This window comes from Clostridium vincentii (assembly GCF_002995745.1).
Classification (GTDB): domain Bacteria; phylum Bacillota; class Clostridia; order Clostridiales; family Clostridiaceae; genus Clostridium; species Clostridium vincentii.
This window is the reverse complement of record NZ_PVXQ01000005.1, coordinates 103,770-117,501: the sequence shown is the minus strand read 5'-3', so window position 1 is coordinate 117,501 and position 13,732 is coordinate 103,770. Positions and strand designations below refer to the sequence as shown.

Genomic DNA, 13,732 nt, shown 5'->3' with positions numbered 1-13,732 from the left:
ATTCCTGTATTATACAGGAATCATTTCTTTTTTGGTGCATTTAGCTAAATTTAAATTGTACTAAGTAATAAATCAGCAGTATAGATGGCTGCTCGCTCAATGCTTTTTAAATTATCTTCTTTAGGTGAAAATCTAATTCTTAGTGGGAATTCTATATCAATCATGCCAGTAGACTTAATTACATCAGAAGTGTTCAACAATTTAATATTGGTTGCCTTCAAGTAATCCTGAACTACTTCCACAGCTTCTCCACTCCAACCGTAAGAACCAAAAGCTGCACCTATCTTATCTTCTAGATTTAAAGTATGAAGATCTTTCAATATATCTTCCATATTTCCAATCATATCTGCATATTTGGTAGAGCTGCCAAAGAAAATTGCATCGGCTTCAGTAATAGCCTTCATTATTTCCTCTCTTGGTATTTTATTTATATCTATGACTTCAGAAGTCAGGTTCTGTTCTTCAAAATTTTCCTTAAGAAGAAGAGCAATTTTCTTTGTACTACCTGTCATAGTAGAATATAGAACCAGTGCTTTTTTGCTCTCTTCTGTATTTTTACTCATATTATCATAAATATCTATAAAACTCTGAACCTTATCTCGAAGGATATATCCATGGGATGGAGCTATTATCTTTATATCTAAATTTTTGATTTCCTTAAGCATATTCTGAACATATCTTCTGTGAGGATGCATTATCAATTTATAATATCCAATATAGTCAGCTGTGATATCTTCTTTTGCCATGTCGTTGAAATATTCATAATTTGCTACATGTGTACTAAAAATATCGCAAGGAAATAAAATTTTATCTTCCACGCAGTAAGTTATCATAGTTTCTGCTGTATGAAGATAAGGAGTTTCTATAAAGCTAAGAGTTTTTCCGCCGATATCAAGAGTATCGCCATCTCCTACAATTAGAAATTCTCTATTATGAAGCTTGTACATTTCCTTAAGTTCATCTACAGCTAGTTTTGTGCACACAATCACTGCATTTTTAGCTCTAGCAGCTAAACTTCCAAGAGCACCAGAATGATCAGGTTCAGTGTGATTAATTACAATATATTTAATTTTATCAAGTTCAATTAGATTTTTTAAATTTTCTACAAATTCTCTTCCAAAGCTTAAATCAACAGTATCAATCACTGTAGGTTTTTCGGTCATCAATAAATAACTATTATAAGTAGTTCCTTTAGTTAAGGTTAATCTATGGAAAGGGACATCTCTATCATCAACCTTTCCAACCCAAAATATATTTTTACTTAGAATAATGTTTTCTTTCATAATGTATTCCTCCAATATTTTAATTTATTTTTATATGTTTTGTTTTCCATATCTCTATTTTAGATTTATTTTAAGTATAAAAATATGATCCAAATCAAAATCTGAAAATATATAAAAAGGTATACTGATTATTGTTTGACCTGACTAAATTAGAAATGTTATTATAATAAGTGGTAGGTGATAAATATATGAAAGAATGTAATTGCGAAAGTTGTAGTAATAGACTATGTGCTAAGAAGGTACCGATATTTTCATTCCTATCTGATGATGAACTTATAAAGATTATTAATATGACAGGGCATAAAGTATATAAAAAAGGTGATAGACTGTGCAGTCAAGGTGAAAAATCAGATACATTATTTATTATTAATGAAGGACAAGTAAAGATATCTAAATTAACTAGGTCGGGTAAAGAACAAATAGTTCATATCTTTACCAATGGAGATTTTTTTGGAGAGCTAAGCTTGTTCAATAGTGACGAAACCTATAATTTTGATGCTTATGCTGTATCAGATATTAAAATATGTACTTTAGATAAACAAGCTATGAATAAGATTATAATGAATAATCCAGAAATATCTTTAAAGCTATTACAAGTTATTACAAAACGTTTAAGTCAGACTGAAGATCTTGCTCAAAATCTTGCTACTAATGATGCAGAAATAAGAATTGCATTTATGATATTAGAGTTTGGTGAAAAGTATGGGGTTGCTACGGGCCAAGGCTTGCAGATTAAATTACCTATAAATAGAGAAGAGATGGCGAATTATGTTGGGGTAACAAGAGAAACCATAAGTAGGAAGCTCAGTATATTTGAAGACTTAGGTATTATCAGCCTTAAAGGTAATAAAATAATAATTATAAAACAATTAGATAAATTAAAGTCATATGTGGAATAAAAATTTTAGGCTATGGTTTATATAGAAATATAATTAAATGAACAATAATTTACTAAGACTAAGTAAAGAAATAGGTGATTAACATAGAAATATTATTTATTATAATATGGATGACGTGTATAAACGTTGTTTTCTGGATAATTTTAAATTTTGGAATAGCTTTTCTTATGCGACTTTTTCCTAGAAGTTGGTTTAATGCTGAATTAGATCTTTACAAAGAACACTATTTTGAAAAAAAATTATATAAAAAATTAAATGTTTCTAAGTGGAAAGACAAACTTCCTGAAGCAGGGGGGATTGTAGGTTTTTCTAAAAAGTCTCTGTCTAAAAGACTTGATATATCATATGTAGATAGATTTATAGACGAAAGTTGCATTGCTGAGGTTGGGCATATATTAATTGGAATAGTTGGCTATACTTCATTATTATTCACGTTTTTATTGCCAAATTCAATGAATTATATTTATATTTTTATTATTTTTGCAACAATAGATTTCATCATACAAATGATGTTTGTTGTTATACAAAGATACAATCGTCCACGGTTAATAAATTTAAGAAAGAGTTTAACACGAAAAAAAGCTTATAAGTACTACCATTGATATACTATATTAAAACATAACCAAATTTAAAAACAACCTAAAACTTATTACATAAGTTTTAGGTTGTTTTTTAATTTGCAGATTTATATGTCAAAAACATTTTCAAATTTTGATTTAGATCATATTTTTATAAATCAAAGTTAAGTAGAATTAAGACATAGAAACGTGGATTTAAAAATCAAATTCATACAGGAGGAATTAAAAATGGATAATAAAAAAATACAAAAATTAACTGAAGTTTTACAAAGATTAAATAAAGAGGGTGTAACAGAAGCTTTAAGGGAAGAGGCTTTAGATATAGTTTCAAAAATAAGTCCTATTGAGCTATCAATTGCAGAACAAGGGTTAATAGAGAAAGGAATGGATCCTAAAGAATTAAGACATCTTTGTGATATCCACATGGAAGTACTAAAAGGTGAACTTGATAAAATTAAAACGAAAATTGAACCAGGTCATGTTGTTTTTACCTTTATTGCTGAGCATGATAAAATTCTTGAGTTTCTGACAGAACTTGAAGAAATAAATTTTAAAATTCAAAAACTAGAAAGCTATGATAGTAGCTTAGAAGAGTTTGAGGCTTTGAAGGTTGTTGTAGATAATATATTAGATGCAGAAAATCACCACCAAAGAGAAGAAAAAGTATTGTTTATTGAGCTAGAAGATAGAGAAATAACTGGTCCAACTCGAATTATGAGAATGGAGCATGAGGATTTAAGAGCCAAGAAAAAGTTTTTGAAACAGGAAGCAGAGGAAGTATCAGAATTAAACTTCAGTGAGGTTAAAGAGAAAGTGGATGAAACATCAAAATATATTATATTCAACTTAAGGGACCATATATTTAAAGAAAATTATATTTTATACCCTACAGCAATAGAAGCTATAACAGAAAAGGCAATCTGGCAGGATATGAAAAGAAGATGTGATGAAATAGGGTATTGTGGATTTACACCTAAAGCATAATTTAGTTAGAAGCGGTAACACATGTTACCGCATAATATAGTGGAAATAGTTACCATGTAAGTAGAGATAAATTTTATGTATATAAATATTGAAGTGATATATTTAAATATAATATTTAAATAAGGAGGATTTTGTTATGAAGGGTTTTGTAGATAAGGATACTTGTATAGGATGTGGATTGTGCGCTGGAGTGTGTCCTGATATATTTGAAATGGATGATAATGGAAAGGCAGTAGGCTCAGAAAGTGAAATCGAAGAAAAACTAATGGATGATGCAAAAGAAGCGGAAGCAGGATGTCCAGTGAGTGCTATAACTTTAGAGTAAGAAAATATATGAGCTTATAAAAATAGGAACATTTGAAAAATTGTTTTTGTTTTTTTATCTATATATATTCAGAATAATTCTGATGGATAGGGAGAAATTAAGGGGAGAACAAATGAATTTATTTAGGAATAGAAAATCCAAAGGTTTAGAAAGTAAGCAGGTTCAATGTGATGGTGAAATATTGCAAAAGAATATTCAATTTCATAACGAGACTAATGGCTTCATTAAGGATATGAGCAATCTAGTTGCTAAGACTGTAAAACAACATCATATCGTAGATAGTGAACATGATGTTTTAGGGCAACTAACCGATAAGGTAAAGATACATATGATTGAGATTTCTCAGTTAACAAAAAATACTAATAGATTAACAGATGATTTATGTCTAGAGGGTAATAAGCTTATAGATATTACAGAAGATACAGTTAAGAAATCTCATGCAGGAAAAGATGCCATTGAAGAAATGGTTCAAATAATAAAATCTTTAGAAGATGAAAACAGAGTTAATACTGAAGGTATAAATGAATTGGCAAGAAAATTTAGCCAGGTCAATGAAGTTGTTCAGTTGATAACTAACATAGCAAGCCAAACAAATTTATTGGCTTTAAATGCAGCTATTGAAGCAGCTAGAGCAGGAGACCAGGGGAAAGGATTTTCAGTAGTAGCAGGGGAGATAAAGAAATTAGCTGAAATGACTAAACAAAGCACTAAGGATATTTCAAATTTGATAGGGAACATAGAAGATGAAACAAAGATAGTTCTAAGTAATTCAGGTAAATCTAATGAGGTTATTGCTAGAGGTGTCAAGGCTTCTGGAAATGCTGTAGAAAAAATAGAGGAGAGTTTATTTTCTGTATCAAAGGTGGAACAGGAAGTAAAAGGAGTAATAAATATTTTAACTGACCAAAAGTCTCAAATTGAGAAAATGAGTAAAGAAATAGGCGGTGTTGATGAAATATTAAAAATTACATCTGAGTCAATAATAAAACATATAGAAAAAGCAAGTGTTGTGGACAGACAATTGGAAGATACAAGAATTCAGCTAGCATCTTATAGTAAAAAACTTACATAACGTACATTGATGAGAATTCCATGCATTTGTTAGAATCAGTGGTACCTAGGATATAATTTTTAAAATTAAAGGTATAGTAATTATAGAGAATAAAGTACTAATAAAAACTAAAAATGCAGTAAAGTCTTTATTTTTATCATAAAGTCCTGCAAAAATTGGTGCAACAGCTGCCACCGGCATAGCATGACAAACTATTACTACATCAAGTGGAAGAGAGTTAATGTGAAGAATAACGGATATTAAATATAATACTACTGGTACTAGAATTAATTTTGAAAATACCCCGTAATATAACTTAATGTTAGTCATTTCTTTTGTTATAGAGACTTGAGCCATGATGCTACCAGTTATTATCATTGAAATTGGAGTGGTCATTCCTCCCACCATTTGTATTGCAGATTGAATAACTACTGGAAGTTGTATTGAGAAAGTCATGAAAACTAATCCGATGAGTACAGCAATTATCCCGGGATTAATCAAAGCTTTTGTCCAGCTTTTAATTTTCTTTTCCCCGCTAAATAACATAATTCCATAACTCCAAATTAATGTAGTAAAAACTATTAAAAAAATAGAAGCATAAGCTAACCCTTCTTTTTCATATAAAGTTTGAATTATAGCAAATCCCATAAAACCACAGTTTGAAAATATTGTTGCAAATTTTAAAATCTGCTTATTATTATCCTTAACCTTAAAATATAATAAATGAGAAATTAAAATTACTATTATAAAAGAAGCTACACTATATAAAAATGTATTTAATATGTTAGTGAACATTTCACTGTTGTACTCTAAATTAAAAGAATTAACTATAAGTAGTGGTAAGGTTATATTCAAAAGGATTGATGATAATCCGTTGTTAATTTCGTCATTTAAAAATTTTCTCTTACTAGCATAAAAGCCTATTAATATTACTAGAAAAAGTTGTCCTACCTGTGCATATATATTCATTTTGAATCTCCTAATTTTATTTAGTTTTATATATAATATACTTAGAGTCTAAAGAGGTGTGGTTATGTTTACATTACTAAAGAAAATAGGATAGAATATAGCTATAAAGCGATAGCATAACAATAAAATAAATGGAGGGTTAAATTATGTATAAACTTATAGCTATAGACATGGATGGAACTCTTTTAAGAGATGATAAAACTATTTCAACTTTAAATAAAATAACTTTAAGAAGAGCAATAGACCTAGGGGTAAAGGTAGTTTTAACATCTGGAAGACCAATCCAAGGGTTGAAAAAATATTTAGATGAATTGGGACTTGTAGGTGAAGATGAGTATGTAATTGGAGTTAATGGAGCTGTGATATGTAAAACTGATGATTATGAAATTATAAATAGTGATGGTACATTAACAGGAAAAGATGTGAAATATATTTATAATAAAGTAAAAGATTTAGGAACATATGTACATGCCTTTACAAGTAAAGAGGATTTAGTAAATATGGAAAGTAGATTTTCTGAGGAGGAAGAAAAAAGAATAGACTTAAAAGTAAGAGTAGTGGATTTCCCCAATGAAGTACAGGACGATGATGAAATACTTAAGGTGGTTTTAGAGGAAGAAAAATTGGTGTTAGATAAAATAACGCCACAAATTCCTAAAGACTTATTTGAGAAATATACTGTAATTAGAAGTCTTGATTTTATGATGGAATTTATGAATAAGGATTGTAATAAAGCTACTGGCTTAGAAAAGCTAGCACAATATTTAAAAATAGATAAGAGTGAAATAATAGCTATTGGAGATGCTGACAATGATATAGAAATGTTAGAATATGCTGGTCTTGCCGTAGCTATGGGAAATGCAAAGGATGAAATTAAACAGTTAGCTGATTATGTGACAAAAAGTAATGAGGAAGATGGAGTAGCATATGCAATTGATAAATTTATACTTACACAGCAGTAGAGAGAAAAATGATATAAAAAGAACTTCAATCTTACATAGATTGAAGTTCTTTTTATTATTATATAATTCAAATTATAAATATATTAACTATTTAAATATAGAAATTAACTTAAAGTTAATAGTATATAACATCGAAGTAATTGATATTTAAAGTTAAAAAGGTACAGTAAAGATAGAGATAAGGAGGGGATTATTTATGAGAATAGTCATATTAGGAGATTTTCATTATTCAGATCTAAGTGAAAAAAATAAAATTAAAGATAAGGAAATATTTGAGACTAGGGATAAATATTATGAAGAAATTATTTCAAGTTTTCTAAATACAAACGGAGATTATCACATAGCCTTAGGAGATTTAACTGATTTTGGTAATAAAGAAGAGTTAAAGTATGTATGTGGTGCAATGAAAAATAATGGGGTTAATTTTATTCATGTAATAGGAAATCATGATAGTTATAATTCGTCAAAGAGAGACATTCTAAATGAAACAAAGCAAGAAAGATATTTTTCAATAGATAAAGATGACAAAAAATTAATATTTATAGATTCAACCTTAGAAACAAATCGTGAGTGTTGTGGTGGATCAATAGACGAAGAACAACTTACTTGGCTGGAGAATGAAATTATAGTTTCGGAAGGAAAAACAGTTCTTATATTTTCTCATCATCCAGTATATGATACAACTGCTTTATCAAAGGAAAAGAACTTATATATCCGAGAAATAGAAGAGTTAGATAGAATTCTTTCTTTACACAAAGGAAGAGGAATTTTTTTCAACGGGCATAATCATGTTAATTCAATATTTAAGAGAGAAAATTGGCATTTTGTACAAACTGGAGCTATATTAGATATCAATGCTTTTAGAGTTGTTGATATTAAAGAAGATAAAATAAATTTCAATTATAAAAGAGTTCATGAGGTAAGTGCTTTTTCTAAGTTTATAGGAACTAATATGAAACATTTTTATATTAAAGATGGGGCAAAAGGAAATGAAGAGGATAGGGTATTGTGTATTTGCAATTAGAATATTATGAGCGAAGATAGAGTTCATATTAAAAAAACTCCTTGGTGTAATAATTGATTAGATCAATCATTACTAAAAAGGAGCTTTTTTTATTTCTTATAATAGTTAAAGTACTTCACCATTAGATTTAATTACTTTCTTAAACCAAGCGAAACTTTTCTTTTTATATCTTTTTAAATCTTTTATATCAGCATCAGTACGATTTACAAATACAAAACCATAACGCTTGCTCATTTGCCCACCTGAACTTAGTATATCAGTAGATCCCCACATAAGGTAACCTTCTACCTCTACACCTTCACTAATAGCTAACTTCATTTCTTCAATATGTCTTTTTAAATAATCTATACGATAATCATCATTTACTGTATTATTTTCATTTAATTCTTCATTTGCACCTATACCATTTTCAACGATAAAGATTGGTAGACCATATCTAGAATATATATCTTTTAATATAATTCTTAAGCCTATAGGGTCTATAGCCCATCCCCATTCACTAGATTTTAGGTAAGGATTAGCAGATACTAATGCATACATATTAGTTGGATCATTAGATTCTCCAAATAAGATAGAATCTGAATTTTTAGTTGTATCTGCAATAAAAGTAAAGTAATAACTTATACTTAAAGCGTCTACAGTATTTTCCTTTATAAGCTCTAGATCGCCAGCTTCATATTTTGGCATCATATTATTATTTTCTAAAGGAGCTGTATAGTATGTTGGATATTCTCCCTTTGAAAATACATGTAGAAATACTAGATTAAATTCCTTAAGTTTTTCTGCATATAATACATCTTCTGGTTTGCAAGTAGCAGGATAAATCCCTATGAAATTTATCATTCCATACATTTTTGCATCAGGAATAATATCATGTAATGCCTTTGTAGCTTTTGCATGAGCAACAAATAAATTATGGCATATTTGATGAGTAAAGGCGATTTTATCCATGCCTTCTAAAGGAGCAGTACCATAGTGATTAAGTCCACCAAAAACAGAATTTTGTTCATTAAATGTGATCCAATGTTTTACCTTATCTTTATATCTATTAAATACAACTTTAGAATACTTTTCAAATAAATCTATTACTTTTCTCGAGTAAAACCCATTGTATTTTTTGGCTAAGGCTAAAGGAATATCAAAATGATAAAGAGTTATAATAGGTTTAATACCCTTTGCGAGTAATTCATCAAAAAGGTCATCATAGAATTGTAGACCTTCTTCATTAACTTCTCCTTCTCCATCAGGGAAAATTCTTGCCCAGGAAATACTTGTTCTATAACTATTAAAGCCAAGCTCCTCAAATAAAGCGATATCTTCTTTATAATTATGATAGAAATCTACAGCTGTATTATAATTAGAATGACCTTCTTGTACAGGTCTAGTATCTACTATAGATAAGCCTTTACCTCCTTCATTATAAGCTCCTTCACTTTGGAAAGAAGTTACTGCACCGCCCCACATAAAATCTTTAGGTAATTTATTTGTGTTTTTCATTGTATTGCTCCTTTCAAAATAGTATAAATTAAGTATAGCTTTTAATAGAGTACATGATTTTTTAAAATAAAAAATGGACAAATTATATGTAAGTATTATTTTTTTGAAGAAAGGAAATGCATAATGAAATCTGTTCTATATTCATTATGCAGGGTGATAAGCATGGACGATATAATATATAGATTATTATTGTTGTTAAATAACAGTAGAGAAAAAAATATTTATCATACAATTGCAAGGACTATAATAGAAGATATTAAAAATATTCCAACAATGAATATTAATAAATTAGCGCAAGACTGTTACACTACCCCTTCTTCAGTCACAAACTTTTGTAAGAAACTTGGTTATTGTGGATTCGTAGAATTTAAGGAATATACAGAAAATATTCTTAAGAGTTATGGCATTAAAAATAGTGATAAAATCAATCAGATTTCTCATGAGAATTTAGCAAAACCTAATACAGATAATCTTTTAGATAAAGTTATTAAGGATATTTCATTAGCTAATGAAACTATTGATTATAGAATGGTAGATAAGCTTGTGGATTTAATATATACTCATAAAAACATAGCTATGTTTGGGACACATATGTCATTGGCCCTAACTAATGGAATTCAAACAGACTTCTTTTTCCTTGGGAAATATATAAATGTTTGGTCAGATGTTAAAGAACAATATATTAATGCTGGAGAACTAGATAGTAGTTATTTAGCAATAATATTAAGTCCTTCTGGAAGATTTTTAACTAGGTCTGCAGATATTATGAATAGACTTAGAGAAAATAAGGTGAAGATGGCATTCATAACTGGACAACATGAAAATGTTGATATTCATAAAGATGATATGACTATTTTTATGAGCAAAGATAAGGATACAGATAAATATTACATGACAGATAGGTATGCATTACTTTATACTTTAGATTATATATTGCTTAAGTATAGTGAAAAATATGGGAATTAAGATGGAGGAGACAAAATGGGAAAAAAGATTATATTTTTTGATATTGATGGGACACTAGTAGTATGTGAAGGTAAAGAATATGTGCCAGATTCAGCTATTGAAGCCATTAAGGCAGCAAGAAGAAATGGACATCTTGTTTATTTATGCACAGGAAGATCAAAAGCAGAAATTTACCCGCATATTTTAGATATAGGTATTGATGGCGTTATCGGTGCAGGTGGAGGTTATGTAGAAATTGAGGATGAAATTTTGTATCATAAGACAGTTAGTGATGATTCTCTTAAACATTTAATAAATTATTTTGAGGAGAATAGCTATGATTATTATCTTGAATCCAATAAGGGTTTAATTGCAAGTAAGAATATGATTTCACGGGTGGAATTTATTATATATGGTGATTATATAAATGATCCAGAAGCTAAAAAAAGATGGGACAAGCAGGATAGTCATTTTATTAACGCATTACACAAATCCAATAATATGTATCTTGATGATGTTAATAAAGTATGCTTCTTGGAAAATAAAAATATTCCCTTTGAAAACTTAAAAAAAGAGTTCGAAAATGAATTTTCTATAATTAAATGTACAGTTCAAGCCTTTGGAGATGAGAGTGGTGAATTAACAGTACCTGGTATTCACAAGGCAACTGCTATTGAAGTATTAATCGAACATTTAGGAATAGAGCAAAAAGATACATATGCCTTTGGTGATGGTATGAATGATGCTGAAATGTTGGAATACGTTAAAGTTGGTATTGCAATGGGGAATGCAAAAGATGGACTAAAGGTTATTGCAGATGAGGTTTGTGAATCACAAATAGATGATGGTATATATAAAGCTATGAAAAGACATGGACTTATATAAAATATAAGTGGAAAACTTAGATGAATTTCAAGACCTAATAATTTTATTTATTAGGTCTTATTCTTTTCCTTCAATATGTTCATTGATGCTTCAAGACTTTTATCATAATTGCTTGTTAGCATTAAACTAAATAAAATGTCAAAGGCAAAATGTGCTGAAATTATGGAACTGTAAGATTCTAGATTCAGATAGGAAATTCCTGAATCTATACAGATGATTTCATCACAATAAGCTTTTAAAATTTCCGAATTATCCTCACATATAATAACGGTATAAACGTTCCTCTTTTTTAACTTTTTGCAAATATCAAGAACAGTAGCATTTTCGCCTGTGAAGGTCATAAATAAAGCGACTCTTTTATGATTGCTTGCAGCAAGAATGTAATGGGTATTAATCCCATCATGAACTGTGCAGTTAAAACCAATGGACATAAATTTAAAAGCAGCTTGTCTTGCAATAATATTACTAAGACCAAGACCATAAAGGTCAATATAATCAGCTTTTGCTAAATAGTTGGCAATACGAATCATTGTATTTTGATTTAAGGTTGATTGAAGTTTAGCCACTGTATCCATATGGATTTTAGGAAGGAGATGAATAATTTCTTCATATCTTGTTTTCATGTTGATTGGTGTTTCATTGCTAATTTTATAATGCAAAAGTGAACTCTTATAAGCTAGATTATATTCAATCTGAAATTCTCTATATGAATCAAATCCCAATTTTCTGCATAAACGAATCACTGTGGATTGTGAAGTATAAGCGAGTTTTGCAAGCTTACGACTGGAAATAGACTTTACATTATCAGGATTTTCTAAAATATAAGAAGCAATGAGTTTCTCTTGATTTGTTAAATTAGTTGTATTTTTAAGTTCTTCTATAATCATATTATCACCAAGCTTATTATATCATTAATGATTCAATGATTCAAAAAAATAGCTGTTGAATCATAATTAATGAATCGTTCACCCTATTGAATGTAAACTGTATTACCTTTTGTTTAATTTCATAATATAATGAAGAAAGAATAGGAGGTTATTATGAATAATAGTGATTTAAAGTATAAAAATTATGTGCAGATTTTAAAAGAAGAGCTGCAACCTGCAATGGGATGTACTGAACCAATTGCAATTGCATATGCAGCAGCAAAGGCTAGAGAAATATTAGGTTATACTCCTGAAAAAGTCATTGTAGAAGTAAGCTTGAATATTGTTAAAAATGTTAAAAGTGTTATAGTTCCTAATACAAATCGTTTGAAAGGAATAGGAGCTGCAACTGCTGCTGGTATTATAGCAGGTAAATCTGAAAAGAGACTAGAAGTTATTTCCCAGGTGACTGAAGAAGAGAAACAAAAGATTAAAGAATATTTATTAACTATTCCTATAGAAGTTAAACTGGCAGAGACTCCATTTATATTTGATATACAGATGAGTGTAGTTTATAAAGATTCCTATGTAAAAGTAAGAATTGTAAACTATCATACAAATATAGTTTTGATAGAAAAAGATGGCGAAATACTTTACCAAAAAGAAGCAACTGTATCAATAGAAGATGGTCTTAGTGATAAGAAATTATTAAATGTAAAAGATATTATTGATTTTGCTAATTCTGTGGATATAAAAGATATAGAAGGTATTATTGGTGAGCAGATTGAATGTAATTCAAGAATTGCAGAAGAAGGATTAAAAAATAGTCATGGTGCCAATATAGGAAGTGTTATACTTTCAACATATGGTTCTGATGTAAAAATAAGAGCAAAGGCGAAAGCAGCTGCAGGGTCAGATGCTAGAATGGATGGATGTGAGTTGCCTGTTATTATCATTTCAGGCAGTGGTAATCAGGGCATGACAGCTTCCATTCCTGTTATTGAGTATGCTAAGGAATTAAAAGTTTCAAAAGAAAAGCTTTATAGAGCTTTGGTTATTTCAGATTTAGTTACAATACATCAAAAAACTGGCATAGGAAGACTTTCAGCATATTGCGGTGTTATTTGTGCAGGAGCTGGAAGTGGAGCTGGTATCGCTTATCTATATGGAGGTAGTTATAAAGAGATTGCTCATACAATTGTTAATGCATTAGCTATAGTTTCTGGAATAGTTTGCGATGGTGCTAAAGCATCATGTGCAGCTAAAATTGCAACAGCTGTAGATGCTGGAATTCTAGGATATAATATGTATAAAGAAGGACAGCAATTTAAAGCTGGGGATGGTATTGTAACAAAAGGTGTTGAAGCTACTATATCAAATGTAGGCAAACTTGCAAAAGAAGGAATGAAAGAAACTGAGAAAGAGATTGTTAGAATTATGATTGGGAATTAAAATATCTTATAG

At 29.3% G+C, this 13,732-nt stretch carries 14 protein-coding genes; 10 read left to right on the top strand and 4 right to left on the bottom strand.

All coding sequences use genetic code 11. From position 1 onward, the window contains the following. Positions 1-50: 50 nt before the first annotated feature. A complete protein-coding gene (locus tag CLVI_RS03705) occupies positions 51-1,283 on the bottom strand; it encodes an FprA family A-type flavoprotein (RefSeq protein WP_106058772.1) in 1,233 nt (410 codons plus the stop codon). A gap of 188 nt (positions 1,284-1,471) precedes the next feature. Here CLVI_RS03705 and CLVI_RS03700 point away from each other — a divergent pair, with 188 nt between their 5' ends. The 5 genes from CLVI_RS03700 to CLVI_RS03680 all read left to right on the top strand — a co-directional run bounded on the left by CLVI_RS03700 (position 1,472) and on the right by CLVI_RS03680 (position 5,141). Then, entirely contained in the window at positions 1,472-2,182 is a 711-nt protein-coding gene (locus tag CLVI_RS03700; RefSeq protein ID WP_106058771.1) for a Crp/Fnr family transcriptional regulator, read from the top strand. A gap of 110 nt (positions 2,183-2,292) precedes the next feature. Continuing rightward, entirely contained in the window at positions 2,293-2,784 is a 492-nt protein-coding gene (locus CLVI_RS03695; RefSeq protein ID WP_106058770.1) for a glycosyl-4,4'-diaponeurosporenoate acyltransferase CrtO family protein, read from the top strand. Positions 2,785-2,988: 204 nt separating this feature from the next. Continuing rightward, complete coding sequence (locus tag CLVI_RS03690; RefSeq protein WP_106058769.1) at positions 2,989-3,744, top strand: DUF438 domain-containing protein; 756 nt, start codon at positions 2,989-2,991, stop codon at positions 3,742-3,744. A gap of 136 nt (positions 3,745-3,880) precedes the next feature. After that, positions 3,881-4,069, top strand: a complete 189-nt coding sequence (locus tag CLVI_RS03685) for a ferredoxin (protein ID WP_106058768.1) — start codon at positions 3,881-3,883, stop codon at positions 4,067-4,069. 112 nt (positions 4,070-4,181) lie between these two features. Beyond that, a complete protein-coding gene (locus CLVI_RS03680) occupies positions 4,182-5,141 on the top strand; it encodes a methyl-accepting chemotaxis protein (RefSeq protein WP_106058767.1) in 960 nt (319 codons plus the stop codon). A gap of 45 nt (positions 5,142-5,186) precedes the next feature. Here the strand turns inward: CLVI_RS03680 and CLVI_RS03675 are convergent, their stop codons facing one another. Beyond that, positions 5,187-6,089, bottom strand: coding sequence for an AEC family transporter (locus tag CLVI_RS03675; protein ID WP_106058766.1), 903 nt, complete (start codon positions 6,087-6,089; stop codon positions 5,187-5,189). A gap of 146 nt (positions 6,090-6,235) precedes the next feature. Between CLVI_RS03675 and CLVI_RS03670 the strand changes: the two genes are divergently transcribed. Beyond that, positions 6,236-7,051 (top strand): Cof-type HAD-IIB family hydrolase, encoded by an 816-nt coding sequence (locus CLVI_RS03670; protein WP_106058765.1) that lies wholly within the window; start codon positions 6,236-6,238, stop codon positions 7,049-7,051. Positions 7,052-7,247: 196 nt separating this feature from the next. Then, positions 7,248-8,075 (top strand): metallophosphoesterase family protein, encoded by an 828-nt coding sequence (locus CLVI_RS03665; RefSeq protein ID WP_106058764.1) that lies wholly within the window; start codon positions 7,248-7,250, stop codon positions 8,073-8,075. A 105-nt stretch (positions 8,076-8,180) separates the two neighbouring features. On the opposite strand, the gene CLVI_RS03660 is transcribed toward CLVI_RS03665, so the two are convergent. After that, the gene (locus CLVI_RS03660) at positions 8,181-9,572 is read right to left on the bottom strand and encodes a glycoside hydrolase family 1 protein (RefSeq protein ID WP_106058763.1); all 1,392 of its coding nucleotides are present in this window, start codon (positions 9,570-9,572) and stop codon (positions 8,181-8,183) included. 162 nt (positions 9,573-9,734) lie between these two features. Between CLVI_RS03660 and CLVI_RS03655 the strand changes: the two genes are divergently transcribed. Both CLVI_RS03655 and CLVI_RS03650 read left to right on the top strand, forming a co-directional pair. Continuing rightward, on the top strand, positions 9,735-10,538 hold the full coding sequence (locus tag CLVI_RS03655; protein ID WP_170065580.1) for a MurR/RpiR family transcriptional regulator: 804 nt from the start codon (positions 9,735-9,737) through the stop codon (positions 10,536-10,538). Positions 10,539-10,553: 15 nt separating this feature from the next. Further along, entirely contained in the window at positions 10,554-11,402 is an 849-nt protein-coding gene (locus CLVI_RS03650; RefSeq protein ID WP_106058761.1) for a Cof-type HAD-IIB family hydrolase, read from the top strand. A gap of 50 nt (positions 11,403-11,452) precedes the next feature. Here CLVI_RS03650 and CLVI_RS03645 read toward each other — a convergent pair whose 3' ends face one another. Beyond that, positions 11,453-12,289 carry a MurR/RpiR family transcriptional regulator gene (locus tag CLVI_RS03645; protein WP_106058760.1) on the bottom strand — a complete coding sequence of 279 codons (837 nt, stop codon included), beginning with the start codon at positions 12,287-12,289 and terminating at the stop codon, positions 11,453-11,455. Positions 12,290-12,442: 153 nt separating this feature from the next. Here CLVI_RS03645 and CLVI_RS03640 point away from each other — a divergent pair, with 153 nt between their 5' ends. Beyond that, positions 12,443-13,720, top strand: coding sequence for an L-cysteine desulfidase family protein (locus tag CLVI_RS03640; RefSeq protein ID WP_106058759.1), 1,278 nt, complete (start codon positions 12,443-12,445; stop codon positions 13,718-13,720). Positions 13,721-13,732: the final 12 nt, after the last annotated feature.